Below are 22,581 nucleotides of genomic sequence, written 5' to 3' on the forward strand. Positions count from 1 at the left end.
CCTCAACTCCCTTCAGATCCACTCGTACCGGCGGTGGTGGTCCTCCACCGCGCGCAGGGCCAGCATCGGGCGCCGGTCGGCGCACCGGTCCAGAAGGTGCTCGTAGGCGGCCACGTCCACCTTCCGGTCGCGCTCCGGCACCAGGCAGCGCATGTTCTCCGGCAGCACCTCCAGATATTCGGCGAAGGTCAGCTCGGCCCTGGCCGACAGCCGGCCGGCGATGTCCATGGCCGCGACCTCCTCGGCCGACCTCTGGTCGGCCACACCGCTGAAGAACTCCGACGAGCAGCCCGAGCCGTAGGAGAACAGGCCGACACGCAGCGGCGCGGCGGGCCGTGCGGTGTCGAGCGCGGCGGCCAGGGCGAGGTAGAGCGAGCCGGAGAAGAGGTTGCCGACCTCTCCGGGATAGGTCAGCGACGGGCCCACCCGCCGCTCGAAGTCCGCCTCGATCTCGGCCGGGGTCGCCGCGGTGAACTCGCGCAGCAGCTTGCGATGCCCGGCCTTGACCATCCCCGCGAACGGCGTGTGCAGCGCCAGCAGGTCGAACGTCGTCATCAGGTCGACGTCCTCGACCCGCGCGCGGTAGTCGGCGAAGCTCTCCCGCAGGCACTCCAGGTAGGCAAGCAGCGACCGGTCCACGTCCGCGATGTCGTACGCCGGGGAGGGCCGGGCGGTGTCGAGCGTCTCGAAGCTGTAGAGGCCGAAGGCCCCGGGGTCGAGGGCGAGCACCCGCGGGTCGTCGCCGACCAGCATGGCGACCGCGCCGCTGCCGGTGGCCGGCTCGGCGTACTCCGCCCGTTCGTCGGCCAGCGCGACGTCGGTGGCGATCACCAGCGCGCGGGCGCCCGGCGAGACGTCCGACGCGACATAGGAGGCGGCCAGGCGCAGCGCTGCCGTCGCCGAGTAACACGCCTGCTTGACTTCCAGCAGCCGGCAGTGCCGGCCGAGGCCGAGGTGCTCGTGCACGTACGACGCGACCGACTTGCTGTAGTCGACCCCTGACTCGGTGGCCGTGATGAGGAACTCGACGCTGTCGCGTTCCTCCTCGCCGAGCCGCTCCAGCAGGGGTGCGGCGGCGTTGACCGCGTTGGTCACCGGGTCCTCGAACGGCAGCGCCACCGCGCGGCGCGCCATCATGAGGTTGCCGAACCTGCCGGTGTCGAGCCCCCGCCCGGCGAACAGCTCGGCGACCGGCACGCACGCCACGCCGCCGTACACGTTGAGGGACTCGATGCCGGTGAGCCGGTCTGTCATCGTCGGCCCTGCCCTTCCTTGATCGACGCGGTCCGCCCGGCGGCGCCGGGGCGCTCGTCACCGGCTCCGAGGCGGAGGAAGCCGGCCAGTGCGTGGTTCACCTCTTCCGGGTGTGTGACGCAGGGGAAGTGGCCCGCGTCGGGGATCTCGACGTACCGCGCGTCGGGGATGAGGCCGTGCAGCAGATGCGCGGTCTTGAGCGGGATGACCGAGTCGTGGCGGCCCTGGACGATCAGCGTGGGCACCGAGATACCCGGCAGCCGGCCGAGCAGGTCGGGCTCGGCCGCGAAGACGTCGAGGTAGCGCAGGCCGATCCGCGGGTCCATGCTCTCGCAGCGCAGCAGCGCCGCCTCCAGGTCGTCCCGCTGCTCGCGGATCCGGGCCGACCCCGATCCGGCGACGATGTGGTCGAGGTCCTCGGCCACCACGCGTTCCAGCCGGTTCACGGCGCCGGCACGGTTGGCGTACTTGTACGACCCGCAGATGATCGACAGGGACGCGGTGGCCTCGGGATGCCGCAACGCGAAGTTCTGCGCCAGCAGGCTGCCGAACGACGCGCCGGCGACGTGGACCGGGAACTCCACCCCGAGGCGGCGCAGGACGTCGAAGTGCAGGGCGGTGATGCCGTCGAGGCTGATGTCGCCGTCCGCGGTGGTCGCGCCGACCCCGGGGTGGTGGATCACCACGACCCGGCACCGCCCGGCCAGGTCGCGGAACTGCCGGGCGAACACCCCCGCGCCCATGTTGAACGGATGCATCAGCAGCAGCGTCGGGCCCTCGCCCGCGCTGAGCACCTCGACCTGCCCCCCAACGTACGCCACGAGCGTGCGCCGGACACCGGGAGCGGCCTCCCGCACCGCCGCCCAGTTCTGGTCGGCCGGGCGGTAGCCCTCGCGCAGCACGTCCTGGATGTCGGACGGCACCTCCCCGGCGGGACGGTAGGCGGCGCGGGCGGCGTCGAGGGCCGTGACCGGCTCCTCGGCCGTCACCAGGCACGGCACCTCGGCGGCGGAGCCGAACAGCCCGGTCAGCCGCTCGGCGACGAGATCGATCTCGGCCTTGCCGTAGCCCAGGGGGACGGCGAGCCGGACCAGCCGGTCGCCCGCGAGGTGCGGCCCGCCGCGCACACCGGTCTCGCGGAACATCCAGGCGAGGAACGACGGCACCGGATGGGGCAGACCGGCGAGGTGGTCCATGCGGGACAGGTCGAGCAGCAGGCAGTGCCCGCCGGGGGGCCCACCGGTGGGGCCGGCGAGCGGCACGCCCGCGGCGTCGAGACTCCGCCACAGGGTCCGCACGCCGCGCATCCGCTGACGCACCAGCTTCAGCACGCCCTCGCAGTCGGCGAGGGCCAGCGACAGCGCGCGGCGGTCGAGCAGGTTGAGACCGGGCCCGCGCAGCTCGGCCTCCTCCCGCAGCCGCGCCGCCACCTCGGGCAGGCGGGTCGCCACCAGGCCGCCCGCGTGGACCCCGAAGTCCTTGGTGGCGCTCATCGTCACGACGTCCGCCAGGGAGAGCAGGTCGCGTACCACGTCCCACACTCCGCGGCCCTGGTGTCCCGGCTCATGCTCGGCCACGAAGACGGCGTTCTCCACCACGCGGGTCGCGTCGACGACCACCGGCACACCCTGCGCCGCGGCACGCTCCCGCACCTGACGGAGATTGGCGGCCGACACCGGTGCGCCGCCCCCGGCGTTGCCGGTCAGCTCGACGGCGACGAAGGCGATCTCCCCGGCCTCCAGCGCCCTGTCCAGGGCGGCGAGGTCCAGGTCGCCGCCGAAATGACCGCTGGAGACGGACGGCAACGGGACGGGGTCGAAGCCGTTGTCGGCCAGGTTGAACAGCAGGGTCGGGAAGAGCCCGTTGTGCGGCACGGCGCCGCGCCGTCCCGGCCACGACCGGCACAGCAGCGCCTCGGCGGCCCGGCCGGACGGCGCCGCGACGACCGTTTCGAACGGCAGCCAGGGCGGGGTGAGCTCGTCGCCCGCGCCCGGCTCGGCGGCCCGGCGGATCAGCTCCTCGGCTCGCCGCGCCACCACCTCGTCCGTACGCTCGGCCCACGAGTCGGTGACCAGGTCGAACTCGACGGCCTCCGGCGGCAGCCGCAGCGGGTTGTGCCCGTGAGCCGCCAGCAGCGCCTCCCGCTCCTCAGCCGTGACCGCCGGACCGGCGTCGCCTCTTCTGGAGGGGCCGGACGAGACGGCGACAGCGGCGGGCGCGCTCACGGCGGCGCGACCGTCGGAAGCGGGGCCGTCGTCGGAGGCGGTGGGGCGGTCGGGGGCGGCGGGTGCCGTGATGCCGGTGGGCGCGGACGGGTCCGCGATCATCAAGATGACGTCGGCGACCGGGGTCCGCGGCCCGTCGGCGGGCTGGCAGAGGTAGAGGGGCACGTTCACGGGCCGGAACTTGTTCTTGAACTGGAAGTTGCCGGCGCCGAAGATGCCCGCGCCGCGCAGCTCCTCCAGGCCCTGTTCGACCTCGGGCGCGGCGTTCGGCGAGTCGCACACCTTGGCCCCGAAACTCGCGCCGAAGCTGAACAGCGTGCACCCCTCCGCCACGAGGACGCCGATGATCTGCACGATCGCGTACTCCAGACCGCCCAGCGGGCCGTCGGCGGGATAGAACTCCACGTCGAGCAGGTAGCCGTTCTCAGACGGGATGCGGGTCACGACCACCGCGTTCGCGAGAGCGTCGTCCAGGTAGGTCAGGAAGACCCGGTGCCGCTCGTCCAGCAGGCCCTCGCGGATCTCCTCCCGGACCCTGCGGACGTACGGGTTGGTCATCTGCTTGCCGCCGGCCCAGCGGTCCACCAGCTCGGCCAGCCGGCGGTCCGTCGCCGGGTCGGAACCCGAGCGATACTCCACGGTGCGGCAGGAGCCGCTGCGTTCGAACCGCTGGACCATGTAGCGCAACCGGCTCATCCGGCCGCCCTTCAGCGTGAACCGAGACAGGTCCTCCAGGCGCTGCACCGCACCGAACGGCGTGGCGGTCAGGCGGTGGCCTCCCGCCTCCTCCAGCCGCCGCAGCGACAGGAAGCTGGCCCTGAGGCCGCGGCCTCGCGCGTAGTCCAGGTATTCGGCCGCGAGCTCGGTGAAGTGCTCCTCCGAGCCGACGTAGCTCCAGGAGAAGAGGTCGTCGTCCCGCTGCGAGAACGTGAAGAACCCCTGGCGGGACGAGCCCAGGAACAGCAACGGCGCGATGTCCCGGCCCGCGAGCCCGGTCTCCTTGGCGTAGCGCCGCTCCAGGTCGGCCACCACCTCCCGCAGGCCGGGCCGCCCGGCGACGGCGGCCCGCGGGACGATCAGCGGCGCGCCCTTCTCCTCGGCCGATGATTCGACGGCTCGTGACGCGCTGCTTCCGGTGGCGCCGTCGGGGATGCCGGGGCCGACGCGGCTGGGGGCGCCGTCACCGGACGCGCCCAGCGAGGCGACGGCGGCGGCCCCGAAGGTGTCCCGCAGCCAGCGGGTCAGCTCGGCGAGCGTTGGCCGGTCGAACAGCAGCGACTTGCGCAGGCCACCGAGCCGCTTCTCCAGCGCGCTGATCACGCGCAGCATGTCGAACGACGTGAGCGCGTTGTGCTCGAAGCTCCGCGTCGGGTCCAGCGGCCGCCGGATGACGCTCTCGACCAGGTCGCGCACCGCCCGCTCGGCGGCCTCCCGGCCGTCGCCGTGCTCCGCGTCGTCCCCGCGCATCGCAAACGCGTGGTTCCCGTTCATCTCAGAGGTGCGGTTCCCGCTCAAGGCACCGCCCGCCGGGGCACCGGCCGCCGGAGCATGGCCGTTCGGCGTGTGGCTGCCGCGGGCGTCGCCGTCGTGAGTGGGCCGACCGCCGGACGGCGCGGTCAGCGACGTGATGTGCGCGGCGAGCGCGTCGACGCTGTCGTGCTCGTACATGTCTTCGGCCTTGAGTTCCAGGCCGTACGCCGCGCCGAGCTTGCGGGCGAGGTCCATCCGGAAGATCGAGTCTAGACCCAGCTCCGCGAAGGGCCGGTCGCCCTCGATCTCCTCGGCCGGCATGGCGAGGATGCGCGCCAGGTGTTCTCTGATGCTCCGCGTCACCGGCGCCGCCGCCTCGGCCGTCACCCGCACGAAGGCCGGGGCGGCCACCGGCCGCGGAGTGAGCTCCGGGGGGGCATGCAGGGCGGCGGGCTCGCTCGACGCGGTCCGGCCGCCGTCCGCGGGTGCCGCCACGCCTCGTGCCGCGGGCTCGGGACGTTCCCTGGGCTCGCCGGGCCAGGCGGGGTCCTCCTGTCCTCGCGCGGCGTCCGGCGGGGCGAGCCGCACCCGGGCCCGGCGGGCCGGCCGGGGTCCCATGCTGTGCCGCACGTGCTGGTTCGGCTTCTGCACCGTAACCTCCGTGATGACCTCCGGGACGGGACGGGACTCCTCTCGGGTGAACCAGAACCTCGTCCGGCTGAACGGGAAGCTCGGCATCGGCAGCCTGCGGGGCGGCCGGGCACCGCGGCCCGCCCGCCGGGCCCTGTGCGCGGCCCAGTCGACGCGCGCCCCGGCGACCCAGGCACGGGCCAGCGCGTGCAGGTCCTCCTCGTCACAGGGGCCGGCGTTCCGCGCGGCGGTGCCGAGGTGGATGACGCCGTGGTGGCCGGGCGTCGTGTCACCCGTCGCCCTGTCACCTCTCGCCGCCGTGTCGCCCTCCGCAGCGGCGCGCAGCGCCGACACGAGCTCCTCGTGGCTCGCCGCCACCACGGCGAGCCGTTCGCGCAGCTCCTCCCGGCCGGCCTGCAGCGTGTACGCGACGCGCGACAGCTCCAGGCCGGGCCGCTCGGCGAGGAAGCCCGCGAGCCGGGTCGCGTACGCGCGGAGCGCCCCGCGGGTCGGCGCGGACAGCACGAACAGCTCGGGTCCGGCGTGCGAAGACTCCACCGTCTCCTCCTCGCGGGTCACCGCCCGCTCCAGCACCACGTGGGCGTTCGATCCGCCGAAGCCGAACGAGCTCACGCCCGCGCGCCGGATCGGCCGCCCGTCGGGCCCGGGGGTCACGGGCCACGACAGGGCGGCGTCGACCAGGTGGAACGGCGTTCCGTCGAGCCGCAGGTAGGGGTTGACCTCTCGCCGGTGGAGGGTCGCGGGCAGTTCCCCGTGCTCCATCGCCAGCAGGACCTTGAGGACCCCGGCGATGCCGGCCGCCGCCTCCAGGTGGCCGATGTTCGTCTTGACCGAGCCGATGCCGATGTGGGGGGTCCGCGGCATCGGGCGGCCCCACTCCTCGTACAAGCGGCTGAACGCCTTCTTCAGGCCCTCGATCTCGATGGGATCGCCCAGGCGGGTTCCCGTCCCGTGCGCCTCGATGTAGGTGACCGTGGCCGGGTCGGCGCCCGCCTCGCGGTGCGCCCGGACGAGCACGTCGGCCTGCGCCTCCGGGTTGGGCGCGGTGAGCGACGCCGACCTGCCGCAGTGGTTGACGGCGGTGCCCCGCACCACCGCGTACACGTGGTCGCCCTCGGCGAGCGCCCGGTCGAGCGGCTTGAGCATCACGACGCCGACGCCCTCGCCGCGGACGTAGCCGTCGGCCGCCGCGTCGAACGTCTTGCATCGTCCGTCCGGGCTGAGCATGCCCGACTGGGTGAAGGCGACGAACACGTCCGGGTTGAGCAGCACGTTCACGCCTCCGGCGAGGGCCGTCTCGCACTCCCCCGCCTGGATCGCGCGGACCGCGCGGTGGATGGCCACCAGGGCGCTGGAGCAGGCGGTGTCCACCGCCTCGCTCGGGCCGCGCAGGTCCAGCAGGTGCGAGACCCGGTTGGCCAGCACCGCGTGCGCGACACCGGTCGCCATGTGAGCCTGGACCGGCACGCCGTGCCGGGTGAGCAGGGCGTCGTAGTCGGAGGTCGCGACCCCGGCGAACAGCCCGGTCGCGGTGCCGGCCAACTCCGAGGGCCGGTGCCCGGCGTCCTCGATCGCCCGCCACGCCGCCTGCAGGAACAGCCGCTGCTGGGGGTCCATCAGCGCCGCCTCCGCGGGTGAGATGCCGAACAGCCCGGCGTCGAACGCCGCGACGTCGTCCAGGAAGCCGCCCTGCAGGTGCCGCGTCCGATCGTCCGCACGAAGGTCGGCACGGTCGTCGGGCACCGGGCCCACGAGGTCGTCGCCGCGCATCAGGTGGCGCCAGAACTCGGTCAGGTCGGACGACCCGGGAAGCATCCCGGCCATGCCGACCACCGCCACCTCGACCGGCCCGCGCGCACCATGCGGTTCTCGTACGCCGCCGTCCCCGTCGCCCGCGTCGCCGCCCCTGGCCGCACCCGGTTCCGCGGCTACGGTGACCGGCTCGTCTGCGGCCGGCCTGTCCGTCCCCTCGTCGGCGGGCCGCTCCCGGTTTCCGTGCCGGGCGGCGAGCTCGGCCCGGTGGTGGGCGTCGAGGTAGGCGGCGAAGCCGGTCAGCGTGGGGCACTCGAACAGAACGGTGGGCAGGAGTTCGAGCGAGTAGCGCTCGTTGACCTCGTTGATCAGTTCGGTGAGCGAGACCGAGTCGAAGCCCAGCTCCATCAGGTCGGCGTCCGGGTCGACCTCCGACTGGTCCACCAGCAGGAAGCGGGCGGCCACCGCGCGCAGGTCGCGCTCCACGTGCGCCGCATACCCCTCGGCGTGCTGCCCGCCGCCTTCCTCCGAGGCGTGCGCGGGCGCCCCGCCGGAGGCCGCGCCGGAAGCCTCGTACGCCACGCGTGACGGCATGGCCGCGTCCCGAGCGCCGGGACCGCCGGTGGACTCGGCGACCGCCGGCTGGAAGACGACGAAGCTCGGCTCGTCCCCCGCGAGCGCCCGGCGGAACGCCTCCAGGCCCGCGGGGGTGCTCAGCGGCGCGATGCCCCAGTGACGGGCCATCAGGCGTTCCGTGGCCTCGTCCACGGCCATGCCGCCCTCTCGCCACAGCGGGTAGCCGATCGCGACCGTACGGCCCGCGCGCCGCCCGGCCTGCCGCTCCTGCTCCCGCTCGCGGGCGAACGCGTCGAGGAAGCCGTTCGCGTATGCGTAGTCCGCCTGGCCGAGGTTGCCCATCTCGGCCGTGGCCGAGGAGAACAGCACGAAGAAGTCGAGCGGGTCGTCCCTCGTCAGCGCGTCGAGGTGGAGCGCCCCGTCGATCTTGGGAGCCAGCACTTCGGCCACCTCGCCGGGCGTCTTGAGCACGGCCCGGGCATCGCGTGTGACGCCCGCCGCGTGGACGACGCCGTGGAGCGCGCCGAACTCCTCACGCACCCGCTGGAGCAGGCGCTCGGCGTCGGACCGTACGGCGATGTCGGCGGCCAGGTAGCGCACCCGCACGCCCTCGCGATCGAGGGCCTCGACACGGGCACGGCGCGTCTCGTCGAGCGGGGAGCGCCCGGTCAGGACCAGGTTGACCGGACCGTGCCCGGCCAGGAACTCGGCGACGAGCAGCCCGAGGGCACCGGCTCCCCCGGTGATCAGGTAGGTGCCGCCGGGGCGCAGCGGGAGACCGGCGACGTCGGCGGGCGTGAAGTCGTCGAGTCCGCGGACGTGGCGTCCCGCACTGTCGTACCGCACTTCGGTGACGCCGCCGGACTCGGCGCAGAGCTCCTCCGCCAGGAGGGCGGCGAGCCGCTCGCCGGATGTGCCGGGATCGACCTCCACCCGGGCGGCCGTGAAGCGGCTGTGCTCCAGGGCGAGAGTCCGCAAGGTCCCGGCCACGGCGGCGTACGCCGGGCGGATCAGCCCTGTGCCGTCCCCGTGCGCCACAACGGCGCGCAGCGGTGCCCCGCCGTTACGCCCGAGGATCGAGACGGCGGTCCAGAACGGCGCGTGGAACCCCTCCCGCACGTCGGCCGACGCGTCGCGAGCCCCGGCGGCCGGTACGCGCAGGAACGCGTCCGGCAGCAGGCCGCGACCGGCGAGGTCGTCCATCACCCGCCGGCAGTGGTCCGGGTGGCCGGGGATCAGCGTGTAAGTCCCGTCGTCGCGTCGTCCGTAGTCCGCTCCGGCGACCACGGACACACAGGTCACGCCGCGTCCCGCAAGCTCGCTCCCGACGGCCAGGCGCAGCGGCTCGTCCGCGAGGTCGAGCAGGGCCACGCGGGGCGGGCGGCCCTGGCGCGGCGGACCGGCCGGACGCCAGACCGGACGCAGATAACGGCACTCACCGGCCCCTGCATCGCCTTGGGTGGCCGTCGCGACAGCGGTGGCGGCGGCGACACTCGCCCGGGCGGCGTCGATGGAGCCGGCGCTCTGCCACCCGCCGCCGTCGGAGCCGCCGATCGGGGCGCTGGTCGAGGCGCCGATCGGGGCGCTGGTCGGGGCGCTGGTCGAGGCGCTGGTCGAGGCGCTGGTCGGGGCGCTGATCCGGCCGGTGCCCGCGGGGGCGGGCTGCGTGACCGGGGCGACGGTCAGGCCGTCCACAGCGAGCAGGACGGCGCCGTCGTCGTCGACGAGCCGCAGGTCGAACCGGCGGCGTCCCCGAACGTCCCGGGCCTTCTCCACGACGTGGACCCAGCACGCGGACGGCAGGGGGACCAGGAACAGGGCCTGGTCGAGCCCGACGGGGACGTAACCCGCCGATCCTTCGACCAGCGCGGCGGCCGCCTGGAAGGCGCCGTCCAGGAGGGCGGCCTGGCGCGCGAGGCCGCCGTCGTCCCCGTCCCCGCCCGTCTCCTCCGCCGAAGGCTCCCCTGCAGAGGAGCCATACGCGGCTTGCGCGGCCTGAACGCCGCGGGCCGCCACCGGGTCCGGCTCGGCGGACAGAGCGGACACCGCCGACATGGCGAGCGCAGTGGGTGCTACAGAAAGGGCGGGCACGATCGGCACTGTGGGTGCGGTGGACGTAGTGGATACGGCGAGCGCGGTGAGGCGGGCCAGGCACTCGCCGTCGCCTACACGCAGGGCGGAGACGACGCGGAGCCCGGGCCCGTAGTCGAGACCCGCCCGGCCGAGCTCGCGGTAGAAGCCCGCGACGTCGATCTCCCGGCCGCACCGGGACCTGATCGCGTCGAGTTCGAGCACCTGCGCGCGGTCGCGACGAGCCGCCTGCGGTCCGGTCACGCCGTCAGCCGCCGGGGCCGCGGCAGCGAGCCGGGCCAGCAGGCCCTCGGTGTACGCGGCGCCGTCCCGGCCGGGTCCGAGCACCCGGAACCGCCGGGCGTCTTCCTCCTGGATGAAATGGACCGAGACCTCGCGGATGCCGGATTCGAGGTTGATTGGGTGGTGCCAGCGCACGTCGCGCAGGGCCACGGCGGCGCCGGACAGGCCGGAGGCCGAGCGGACCAGTCCGAGGACCGCCGCACCCGGCAGCCAGCGCACCCCGCCAACGCGGTGATCCGTCAGGTGCGGCTCACCGCCGTCCAGCCGCAGAAGCGCCGTCTCCCCGGAGCCGGGCCAGCCCGCGTCCGGCGGCACGGACGTCATCGAGCCGCCGAGGGACGCGGCGCGCGCGTCCCCGGCACCCGCACGGGTGGGACCTGTCGCAGGTGTCGCGCCGGTCGTGTCGGGCGCGCCGGTCGTGTCGGGCGCACCGGTGTTGACGGGCAGCACCGGGCCGTCCAGGTCCAGCCAATAGCGGCGGCGCTGGAAGGGATAGGTGGGGAACGACGCCCGCAGAGGCACGGGAGCGGACCACAGCACGGGCCAGTCCACCGGCGCCCCGGCCACCCACACGCGGGCGAGCTTGGGAAGGCTGCGCCTGGCCAGGAGCGTGGCCACGAACTCTGCGCCCTCGTCGTCGTCCAGCAGGAGCAGGGTGCCGGCCCCCTCCGCCCTGCCGGTGACGACGTCGGGATGCGGCTCGCCCGAGACGTACGCGCGCAGGCGCTCCGCGAGGCCCCGCCGGTCGGTCGCCAGCACCGCGAGGCGCTCCGTCATCTCCTGGCGGCCGACCTGGCTGGTGTAGGCCAGCTCGCGCAGTGTGGCGTCGCATGCCGCGTCGTCGTCCACGAAGTCCGCGACCCGCGCCGCGTACGCGCGCAGCCGCTCGGCGTTGCGGGCCGACAGCAGGAAGAGCTGCCGATCTCCGTCGTCGGCCAGCCGAGGCCGGCTCTCTGTATGTTCCTCCACGATGACGTGCGCGTTCGCGCCGCCCGCGCCGAACGAGCTCACCCCGGCCCGTCGGGGAACGGCCCGCGGCCCGCCGCCGAGGTCGACCACCGGCCGCGCCCACTCCCTCGCCCCGGACGACGGAAGGAACGGCGACCCCGCGAAATCGATCTTCGGGCTGAGGGTCTCGAGGTGGACGCAGGGCGCGATCGTGCCGTGGCGCATCTGGAGCAGCACCTTCGTCAGCCCGGCCACGCCCGCCGCGGCCTCCAGATGACCGATGTTCGCCTTGACCGAGCCGATCGCGCACCGGCCCGTGCCGTGGTCCCCCGCCGCGCCGAACGCCCGGGTGAGGCCGGAGACCTCGATGGGGTCGCCCAGCTCGGTGCCGGTGCCGTGGGCCTCGACGTAGCTGATCGTCCGGGGATCGACCCTGGCGCGGCGCAGCGCCTCCGACACCAGCTCCGCCTGCGCGTTGGGGTTGGGGACGGTGAATCCCGCGGTCTTTCCCCCCGCGTTGACGGCGCTGCCGCGGATCACGCCCCAGATCCGGTCGCCGTCGGCCAGGGCTCGGTCGAGCGGCTTCAGCAGTACGGCGCCGACGCCCTCGCCGGGCACGTATCCATCGGCGCGGGCGTCGAAGACCTTGCACGCGCCGTCGGCCGACAGCATGTTCATCGCGCACAGGGACACGTGGTGGTTGGGGTGCAGGATGAGGTTCACGCCGCCCGCGATCGCCATGCGGCACTCGCCCCGCCGGATGCTCTCCACCGCCAGGTGCACGGCGGTCAGCGAGGAGGAGCAGGCCGAGTCGACCGCGAAGCTGGGCCCGGACAGGTCGAAGAAGTACGAGACCCGATTGGCCACCGACCAGTAGGCGGAGTGCGCCCCTGACAGGCGCCCCCGCGGCCACTGGGTGGCCCCCAACTCGCCGTACGTGCCGTACATGATGCCGACGAACACGCCGGTGCGCGGTTCGCGGGTGTGCTCGCCCAGGTAGCCCGCGTCTTCGAGCAGGTTCCAGGTCGTTTCGAGGAACAGCCGTTCCTGCGGGTCGATGTTCACCGCGTCGCGCGGCAGTATGCCGAAGAACCCGGCGTCGAACTTGTCGACGCCCTCGATGAACCCGCCCCACCGGCTGTAGGTGCGCTGCGGCCGGCCGCGGCGCGGGTCGAAGTGCGGGCGCCAGTCCCAGCGGTCCGCGGGCACCTCGGTGACGCAGTCGTTGCCCTCGGCCAGGTTGCGCCAGAAGGCCGCGAGGTCGGGCGAGCCCGGGTAGCGTCCGCTCACCCCGATGATCGCCACATCGACCGGCCGTGCCCCGTCCGCGCCGCCGTCAGCATCGCCGTCACGGACAGCCGAGGGCGCGCGGGACGTGGCCGCGGAGAGCACGGACGCTCCGGAGGCCGCGGGCGCCCCGAAGGCATCCGGGAGGTCGGAGGAGCCGGGAGCCTCGGCGGACGTGGAGAGTGCGGGCCGATCGGACTGCTCCGGCTGCTCCGGCTGCCCGGGCCACTCAGGATGCTCGAGAGCGATCACGCCGCTCAGCCGCTCCGCGTGCTCCCTGGCGAGGTATCGGGCCAGCTGCTCGATCGTGAGCTGCTCGAACAGCAGGGTCGACGGCAGCGGGCCGAGGTCGCGCTCGAACCGGTTGATGATGTTCAGGCTGATCAGCGAGTCGATGCCGAAGTTCTCGAACGTGGTGCGCTCGCCCAGGTCCGCCTCTCGGAACTTGAGCACCTCGGCGAAGACGCGCTTGACGTAGTCGCGGGCCTGCCGGTCGAGTCGCACGCCCACCGGCACCGGGACCTCACCCGTGCCACCGGTCACGGTCGCCGGGGCCGCCTCCGTGCCACCTGCCGCAGGCGCCACCCGGCCGTCGTCGGCGGCCGGCGACGGTGCTGCACCGTCGCCCTGCCGAGCGCCCGCGACCACCCGAGCCCCTGAGGTCTGCCGGTCTCCCCCGGAGCCAGGCGCGACACCCTCGATCCCGAACCCGGCCAGACCGGCGGGCCCGGCCTTCACGACGAGGGCCTGCGGCACCCCGGCGGCGACGATCCGCGTGAGCGCGGCCATGCCCTCTGCGGGCTCGATGGAGCCCACGTCGAGGTCGGCGAAGCGCCGACTGTGCCGATCGTCGGCACCCATGCCGACGGCCCCCCAGTAGCCCCAGTTCACGATCACGGCCGGGGCCGCCCCCGCCTCCCGCAGGTGCAGGCCGTACGCGTCCTCGAAGGTCCCCGCCGCCGCATAGGCCGCCTGCCCGGGGGTGTCCACGAACGTCGCGGCCGAGGAGAAGAGCACCAGGAAGCGGAGCGGCTCACCGCGCAGCGCCTCGTGCAGGGTGACCAGTCCCGTGGTCTTCGGCGCCAGCGCCGCGAGGAAGGTCTCCTCGTCGAGGTTGGCCAGGGTGCGGTCCCCCGGCACGGCGGCCGAGTGCACCGCGCCGTCGACGGGCCCGAACCGCTGCCGGACCCGCGCGACCGCGTCGCGCAGGGCGGCGGGATCGCAGACGTCCGCCCTCTCGTACACCGCCTCGCCGCCCAGGCTGGCGATCTCCGCCATGCGGCGCTCGATCTCCGCGTCGCGCTCGCGGCGGCCGATCCACGCCAGGCGGGCGCCGTGGGCACGGGCGAGGTGGCGGCTCAGCTCATAGCCGATGCCGCTCGCCCCGCCCACGACGAGGCACACCCCGCCCTCCGGGAACGGCAGGCCGGCGGCGGGAAGCCGGGCCGGTACGAGCGTGCGCGTCCAGCGGCGGTCTCCCCGGCGCACCACGATCGGCGTGCCCTCCGTTTCCGCCCGCACGGCACGCGCGGCCGCGCCGGGATCGGGCACGTCGCCCAGGTCGACGCAGGTGACGGTCCACCGCGGATACTCCGCGCCGAACGCGCGGGCCAGGCCGAGCAGCCCCGCCGCCTCCGCGCGTGCCGCCGCGTCGGCCGGTCCCCCCTCCATGCCGTCGAACGGCACCGCGCCCGAGGTGACCACCGTCAGCGTCCCCCGCCCGGGACGCTCCCCCGCGATGAGGGCCTTCATCAGCCGGAACAGGCCGAGCATGACGGGATGCCCGGAGGCGTCGCCGGGACGCGTACCAGCCAGGTAGTAGACCCGGTCGTATGGCGGGTCGAGCCGCGCCGGATCGAGTTCGGCCAGCGGGAGTGCCCGGGTGTGGCCACCGTTGTGGAGCGCGAGCAGCGCGCGGGCGAGCGCGGCCGACTCCTCCGTGTGGACGACCAGCACCCGCCGCCCGCCGTCGGCGTCCGCACCGGCAGGGACGCGCTCCCGCGGCCCGGCCTCCCGCCATTGCGGCACGTACAGCATGCCGTCCAGGGCATCCGGCACCGGTCGTACGACGAGACCGGACAGCCGCACCAGGACGCGTCCGTCGCGATCGGCCACCTCGATCGTGAAGTGGTGCTCGCCGTCCCGGGTGACGTGCGCGTACGCGGGGCCGGTGAGCGGCGCGAGGACGTCGACCAGGTCGGCGGAGAACGGCACGGCGGGGCCGGTCGCGCCGTCGGCGACGAGGGCGGCCGCCGTCTGCAGCGCGCCGTCGAGCAGCGCCGGGTGCACGGTGAAGCGGTCCTCGCCCGGCCGGGACCCGACCGGCGTGCCGTCCGGGGCGTTGGTGAGCGTGCCCAGCGCCTCCTCCGGGCCCAGGAGGACCTCGGTGAGGGTGCGGAAGGCCGGGCCGTACTCGATTCCCGCCGCGGTGAAGGTCCTGTACAGCTCGTCCGCGGTCCGCCGCTCACGGCAGCGGGCCCGGATGGCGGCCAGGTCCAGGGTGTCGACCTGGCCGTGCGCCGGGGACACCCGGCCGGTGACGTACGGGGTGGCCGGGTCGCCGGCCGTCAGCGCGAACGTGCCGTCGGCGGCCAGCTCGACATGGACGGGCCCGTGGTCCGCTCCGAGCGGACGCAGCCAGCGCACCGACGACAGCGTGAACGGTGGCGTGGAGCCCCTCCGCGTGGCGGCGCCGGCCACGGCCTCCACTGCCGCGGCGGCGGGCAGGATCGGCTCGCCGTTCACCTGGTGGTCGCGCAGGAGCCAGGGTACGGCGAGCCCGAACGCGTCCTCCCGTGCCCGCCCTTCCGGCATGGCCTGCGCGGTCCGCGGGGTGGGCCGGTCGGAGCGGGGGCCGCCGATCCAGTGCCGGTCGCGGGCGAACGGGTAGGCCGGCAGCGGCACACGGCGGGGCCGCCTGCCGCGGTGACGGTGCGCCCAGTCGACGGCCTCCCCCCTTACGTAGGCCGCGGCCAGCCGCTCCGCCTCGCCCGCTGCCTTGTCCGCCGTTTCGTCTGCCGGTGCCCCTGCCGCTTCCCCGGCGGGCTCGGCGCCGACCGGCGTGGCGATCAGGAAGGAGCCCGGCGCCCGGCCCGTACGCAGCAGGGCGCGCAGCCGCTCCTCCAGCTCGGGCAGGTCGCGAGCGACGACGGCGGCCCGTACGGGAAGGTGACGGCGGCCCACGGCGAGCGTGTACGCGACGTCCTCCAGCGTGCACGACGCGGGCAGCGCGGCGACCGCGCCGGCCAGGTCGGCCAGCCGGCGGCGCAGCGCCTCGTCGGTCCGTGCGGAGACGGGCACGACGTGAGCCTCGTCCGAGGAGTGACCGTCACGTGGCACCGGCCGTGGCGGCTCGGCGACCACGATGTGACAGTTCGTGCCGCTGAAACCGAAACTGCTCACCGTCGCGACCCGGCCGCCGGACGGGCCCGGCCGCCAGTCGGTCAGCTCCCGTACGACGTAGAACGGGCTGCCGTCGAAGTCGATGTGGGGATTGGGCCCGTCGAAGTGGACGGCGGGCGGCAGCTTGCCGTGCCGCATCGCCAGGAGCACCTTGATGAGCCCGGCCACCCCGGCCGCCATCGTCGTGTGGCCGACGTTGGCCTTGACCGAGCCGATCCCGCAGAAGCCCACCCGGTCGGTGCATGTCCTGAACGCCTGGCTGAGCGCCTTCACCTCGATCGGGTCGCCGAGCGGGGTGCCGGTGCCGTGCGCCTCGACGTACCCGATGTCGTCGGGGCGGACCCCGGCTCTGCGGTGCACGGCGGTGAGCAGGTCGGTCTGCGACGTGGCGCTGGGCGCGGTGATGCCGTTGGTCCTGCCGTCGCCGTTCACGCCGGTCGCCCGGATGACGCCGTGGATGTGGTCGCCGTCGGACAGCGCGCGGTCGAGCCGCTTGAGGACGACCACGCCGATGCCCTCGCCGAGCACCGTGCCGTCCGCCGAGGCGGCGAACGGGGCGCACCGGCCGGTCGGCGACAACATGCCCACCTGGCTGCAGCGCACCTGGAGCTGCGGGGTCAGCATCAGCGCGACGCCGCCGGCGATCGCCGTCTCGCACTGCCCGGTGCGGATGCTCTCACAGGCCAGATGGATCGCGACCAGGGAGGAGGAGCACGCGGTGTCCACCGCCATCGTGGGCCCGGTCAGGTCGAGCAGGTACGAGACGCGGGCCGCGAGGATGGAGGGCGAGGTGCCGAGGAAGCCGTACCCGCTGTCGAGCACGCCCTCCTCCTGGAGCAGCCGCGCGTAGTCGCCCGCGCCCGAGCCCACGAAAACCCCGCAGCGCGGCGGCCGGCCCGAGCCGGGAGCGGCGTAGCCGGCGTCTTCCAAGGCCTTCCACGCCTCCTCCAGGAACAGCCGCTGCTGCGGGTCCATCACCTCCGCCTCCAGCGGCGATACGCCGAAGAAACCCGCGTCGAACGCGTCGACGTCGTCGAGCATGGCCGCCCAGCGGCTGCACGACTTGCCGGGGACCGTGCGGTCGGGGTCGTAGCACGCGTCGGCGTCCCACCGGTCGCGGGGGATCTCCGTCACGGCGCAGCGTCCGGCCGCCAGGCCGGCCCAGAAGGCGTCCAGGTCGGGCGCGCCGGGGAAGCGTCCCGACATGCCGATGACCGCGATGTCGTCCCCGCGCAGCCCGCCGTCCGGGACCGCCCCGCCGGACTCGGCGCGCTCCGTTGCCGCACCGGCGGTAGGCGGCGCACCGCCGTCGCACGCATCCACGGTCGTCTGGTCGCCCGGAGGCACGTCGTCGTCCGGTTCCCTGACGGCCGCGCCGTCCCTTGGCCGCGAAGGCTCCTCCGCACCGTCGGCCTCCGCCCACGCGCCGTTCTCCGGGGCCTGCGGGGAGGGCTCGGGTGTGGGACAGGTGGCGACCGGACCCGCGGCGCACAGTTCGTGGACGAAGTCCGCGAGCCGCTCGACGGTCGGGTGGTCGTAGACGGCGACCGAGTCGAGTTCGACGCCGAAGCGCTCGCCGAGCTCCTGGCGCACCAGCTCCGCCGTGATCGAGTCCACGCCCATGTCGCTGAACGGAGTCCGCGGGTCGATCTCCTGCCTGGAGACGTAGAGCTGCTCGCACAGCGCGTCCTCGATGGCCCGGACGATTTCCTCACGCGGCACGTGCGCCGTCTGCTCGGACGGCGCCTCAAACACTGTCTGCTCGGGCGCTGCCTCCTCATGCGGCGTCTCTTCGGGCGGCGTCTCTTCGGGAGGCGTCGCCTCGGGGAGCGTCGCGTGGACGGCGAGCGGGCGCGACCCGCCGGCCGCCACCGCTCGCCGGGCCGGGCCGTCCTCGGAGGCATCGGCGGCGTCCGCGGCATGGGCATCGGCCGCGACAGCGAGGGACACGAGCGCCTTCGGCGCTTCGGTTCCGCCGCGCCGCCAGTCACCGAGCCAGCAGCGCTCCTCGGCGAAGGGGTATCCCGGCAGCATGGGCACCCGCCGGGCGGGGCGGGGGTGGCACGCGGCCCAGGGCACGTCCGCGCCGCCTGCCCAGGCAGCGGCCACCTCCGCCAGCCTTCCGGCCCGGAAGAGCCGTACGGGGTCGGAGCCCGCGTGGACGCCGTCATCGCCGACCGCACCGGTCGCCGGCTCGATGGCCGATCCCGCCGCGGCTCCGGTCTCCGCCGACGTCCACGACCGGACGCCGTCTCCGGGCTCGCCGTCAGCGAAACGGGACAGCGCCGTACGGATGTCCTCAAGGTCGTCCGCCAGCACGGCCAGCCGTACGGGCATGGGAGTCCGGCCGACCTGGCTCGTGTACGCGAGGTCGGCGAGCTCGGGCAGCGGTTCCCCGTCGTCGCCGGGACGCAGGAAGGAGAGGTAGGCGCGGGCGTACTCCCCCAGCGCGTCCCGTGTGCGGGCGGACAGGACGAACAGGTGCGGCCCCCTGCGGCGGGTGCGGCGCGGCGGCCGGGGCGCCTCCTCCAGGATGACGTGGGCGTTCGAACCTCCCGCGCCGAAGGCGCTCACGCCCGCCCGGCGGGGCCCGCCGCCCTCCGGCTCGGGCCACCGCTCCAGCCGCTGCTGCACGCGGAAGGGCGAGTTCGCGACGTCGATGTGCGGGTTCGGCTCGGCGGCGTGCAGCGAGGGCGCCAGAGCCGAGTGGCGCAGCTGGAGCAGCGCCTTGGTGACGCCCGCGATGCCGGCCGCGCTCTCCAGGTGACCGATGTTCGACTTGACCGATCCGACGGAGCGGACGCCCGGCGCGAGCCCCACGCCGGCGAACGCCTGCCGCAGGCCCTCGATCTCGATGGGGTCGCCGAGCGAGGTGCCGGTGCCGTGCGCCTCGACGTACCCCACGGTGCGGGGGTCGATCCCGGCCCGCCTGACGGCCTCGCCGATCACCCTCGCCTGCGCGGCCGGGCTGGGGACCGTAAAGCCGCTGGTCCGGCCGCTGTGGTTGACCGCGCAGGCGCGGATGACCCCGTAGACGTGATCGCCGTCGGCGAGGGCCCGGTCGAGCGGCTTGAGCAGCACGGCCCCCGCGCCCTCGCCCGGCACGTAGCCGGTGCCGTCCCGGCCGAACGCGCGGCAGCGCCCGTCGTCGGACAGGAACTGGCCCTGCGCGAGCTGGAGGTATTTCTGCGGGTGGACGCTCAGGTTGACCCCGCCCGCGAGCGCCAGGTCGCACTCGCCCCGGCGGATGCTCTCGACCGCCAGGTGCAGCGCGGTGAGCGAGGACGAACAGGCCGTGTCGAGGGCGATGCTCGGGCCGTGCAGGTCGAAGGTGTAGGACACGCGGTTGGCGATGGCCGAGTGCACCGCCATAGGGCGTACGCCGTCGTCCGCGGAGTCGAGGAGCTGGTAGTGATTCCACATCACGCCGACGAACACCCCGACCGGCAGGCCGGAGAGCGCGACGGGCGGATAGCCCGCGTCCTCCAGGGCGTGCCAGCCGACCATCAGGAACAGCCGCTCCTGGGGGTCCATCCGCTCGGCGTCGCGCCGTGAGATGCCGAAGAACGCGTGGTCGAAGCGGTCGACACCGTCGACGAAACCACCCCAGCGCCCGTACGTCCGGCCCGCCGTGCCCCGCCGCGCGTCGAAGATCTCCTCGTGGTCCCAGCGCTCGACCGGCACCTCCGTGACGCAGTCGCGCCCGCCCGCGAGGTTGCGCCAGAAGGCGCGCAGGTCCCGCGCCTGCGGATAGCGGCCGGCCATGCCGATGACGGCGATCGGGGCCGGTTCGTCCCGCCCGGCGGCGCCCGCCCGGCCACCCACCGTGCCAGTGGCGGGGGCTCCCCGCCCTCGTGCGGCGCCGGTCCGCGCGCCACCCGGCATGGCCGTGCCGTGCTCTGCGGGCTCTCCGGACTCCCCACGCTCGCCGGGCTCTCCGCACTCCCGGGGTGCGACGGCCGGGACGGTCCTGCCGACGACCGCGGGGTCGCCGTAGGCGGCGACGATCGTCACCTCGTCGTACGCCCCCGCCTCCTCCAGCGTGCGCAGCCCCACCTCGGTGGGCATCGGGGCCAACCCCGACGACGCGCGGGCCCGCTCCAGCGCCTCGGGCGCGACGCGCATGCCTCCTTCGGCCCAATAGGGCCAGCCGATCGCGAGCGTGCGCCCGGACCGGTCGGGCCGCTCGGCCCGCACCCGGGCGAAGTGCTCGACGAAGGCGTTGCCGTACGCGTAGTCGCACTGGCCGGGGTTCGGCAGGGTCGCCGACAGCGAGGAGAACAGCACGAACATGTCCAGGTCGTCGTCCGCCGTCGCCCGGTCGAGGTTGACCGCGCCGTCGATCTTGGTCCGCAGGACCTCCGCCGACGCCGCCGGGTCCTTGGCGAAGAAGACGGCGTCGCGGACCAGCCCGGCGCAGTGGAAGACACCGTCGACACGGCCGTACAGCGCGCGCACCTTGTCCAGGGCTGCCATGGTCTGCGAGGCGTCGGTGATGTCGGCCCGGAGATGGACGACCTCCGCGCCCGCCTCCTCCCAGGCCGCCATCCGGGTGGCCGTGCCGGCCCGCAACGGCCCCCGGCCGAGCAGCGCCAGCCGGGCGCGCCAGCGCCGGGCGAGGTGACCGGCCAGCAGGGCGCCGATTCCGCCCGTGCCGCCCGCCAGCACGTAGACCCCGCCCTCGCGGAACCGCAGGGGCTCGCCTCCCGGCCGGGCCCGCGTGTATCCGCGGACGAACCGCTCGCCGTCGCGATACAGCACCTCCCCGTGGGCGTCCGCCACCACTGCGCCGGCGTCCGCCCCGGCCGCGGCCTCGGTGACGATCGCGGCGGCGAGGGCCTCGACGTCGCCCTCGTCGGCGTCCACCTCCACCCGGCGGCAGCGCAGCGCCGGGACCTCGGCCGACAGGGTGCGGGCCAGCGCCCCGACCGCCGCGTCCCCGGGGCGCGCCGCCCCGTCTGGGGCTGCGTGGACGTACAGCACGTCGACCGGCTCGGCGATGCGGTGGTCGGCGAGCGCCGCGGCCAGTGCCCAGACTGCGTGGTAGGGCCCGTCCCGATCCGCCGTCTCCGCACCGGCGAGATGCGCGGTGCCGCCGGGATCGCCGACGACGACATAGGTCCTCGGCGCGGCGGCGGTCCTGGACAGCTCGCCGAGCAGCAGGCGTGCCTGGTCCCGATCGCCGGGACGCATCTCGCAGGTGTCGCGGTCGATCACGGCGAACGCCTCGCCCGCCGTCACGTGCACGACCCGTCGGCCCGTGCCGGCGATCCCGTCGCGCAGCGCGTCGGCCAGGACCGCGGTCCCGCCGACAAGGACGAGGTCGCCGGGCTCGGCAGGCTCGCCGGGGCCACCAGCATCACCGGGGGCACGGAAGTCATCGCGCTCGCCGGTCGGCGCGGCCGGGCGTGCCGCCCACACCGGAGCCAGGCACGTCATCCCGGTTTCGCCGGACGCGGCGGCCGGGCGTCCGGCCGTTTCCGCGACGCCGTCCTCTCCGCCGGAGCGCGCCACGGGTCCGTACGTGTCCACCAGGTGGCGGGCCAGGCTGTCGATGTCGCTGAACTCGAACAGCAGGGTGGGGTAGAGCCTGCTGCCGACGACCTCCTCCAGATCGCGGCTGATGCGCAGCATCGCGACCGAGTCGAGCCCGAGCTCGTAGAACCCGGCATCGGTCCGGACCTCCGCGGACTCCACGCCGAGCAAGCCGGCGATCAGCTCCCGCAGGCGCCCCGCCATCTCACCGGCCGGGTCGCCCGTCTCGCCGGACTGAACGGCCTGAACGGGCTCGCCGTCCACCAGCTTCGTGATCAGCTCGGGATGACGGATCCGCTTGCAGGTGAGCTTGCGGAACTCGGCGACGAGCAGGCCCTCCTCGTCGTACAGGAAGCAGTCGTTGTGGACCACGTCGCCCGAGGTCGCGAACTCCTCGGGCGACGGCACGTGGACGTGACACCGGCCGCGCAGCGGCCGGTGAGCGCGGAAGCGCTCGATGAAGACGGGAATGAACGGGTCGCCCGGCGACGGCCGCTGGCCGTAGGCCACGATGGAGGCCGCGTCGAGTACCGCCGGGTGCAGGTGGAAGCCCTTCCCGTGGCCGGGTCCCGCGCTCTCCAGGTCCAGCTCGGCCAGCAGTTCGCCGTCCCCCTGGAACAGCGGGCCCCGGCAGCGCATGGGGGCGCCGTGCTCGATCCGCTCGCCGCGGGCCTGTGCGTACAGCTCGGCGATGTCGCGGCGGGTCGTGGCCCTCGCCCTGACGGCGGCGAGATCGAGCCGCCCGGGCTCGGGCCCGCCGGCGAAGCGGAGCTCGGCCGAGAAGTTCCGCCGCCAGGACGAGTCGTCGCCGCCCGCCTGGCGGCTCTCCCCGGTCACCTGGCGCACGCCGTCCTCCTCGGGGCCGACGAGCACGCGGATCTCCCGGTCGAGGCCGTCGGCCGTGGCGACCGCCTCGGTGAACAGCACGTTGTGCAGCTCCGCGCGCCGGTGGTCGAACCCCTTGGCGATGAGGATGCGGTAGACGATGTCGAGGAAGGTCACTCCCGGCATCACCGACACACCGTGCACCCGGTGGTTCTGCATGATGAAGTCGGCGTGCCGCAGCGACAGGCGACACTCGATCTCGGGCATCGAAGCGTTCCTCTCC

At 74.6% G+C, this 22,581-nt stretch carries 2 protein-coding genes; both read right to left on the minus strand.

What is annotated here, in order from left to right; translation table 11 throughout:
• Positions 1-12: 12 nt before the first annotated feature.
• Positions 13-1,254, minus strand: coding sequence for a hydroxymethylglutaryl-CoA synthase family protein (locus tag OHB01_RS35295; RefSeq protein WP_142648893.1), 1,242 nt, complete (start codon positions 1,252-1,254; stop codon positions 13-15).
• Positions 1,251-22,565 (minus strand): SDR family NAD(P)-dependent oxidoreductase, encoded by a 21,315-nt coding sequence (locus tag OHB01_RS35300; RefSeq protein WP_328854559.1) that lies wholly within the window; start codon positions 22,563-22,565, stop codon positions 1,251-1,253. The genes OHB01_RS35295 and OHB01_RS35300 overlap by 4 nt, the downstream gene beginning before the upstream one ends.
• Between the last annotated feature and the right edge of the window lie 16 nt (positions 22,566-22,581).

Source organism: Microbispora hainanensis (assembly GCF_036186745.1).
In the GTDB taxonomy this organism is placed as follows: Bacteria; Actinomycetota; Actinomycetes; order Streptosporangiales; family Streptosporangiaceae; genus Microbispora.

Bases quoted from the DNA above. Each gene is read 5' to 3' on its own strand.
- OHB01_RS35295 (WP_142648893.1), bottom strand. From the start codon at position 1,254: ATGACAGACCGGCTCACCGGCATCGAGTCCCTCAACGTGTACGGCGGC.
- OHB01_RS35300 (WP_328854559.1), bottom strand. From the start codon at position 22,565: ATGCCCGAGATCGAGTGTCGCCTGTCGCTGCGGCACGCCGACTTCATC.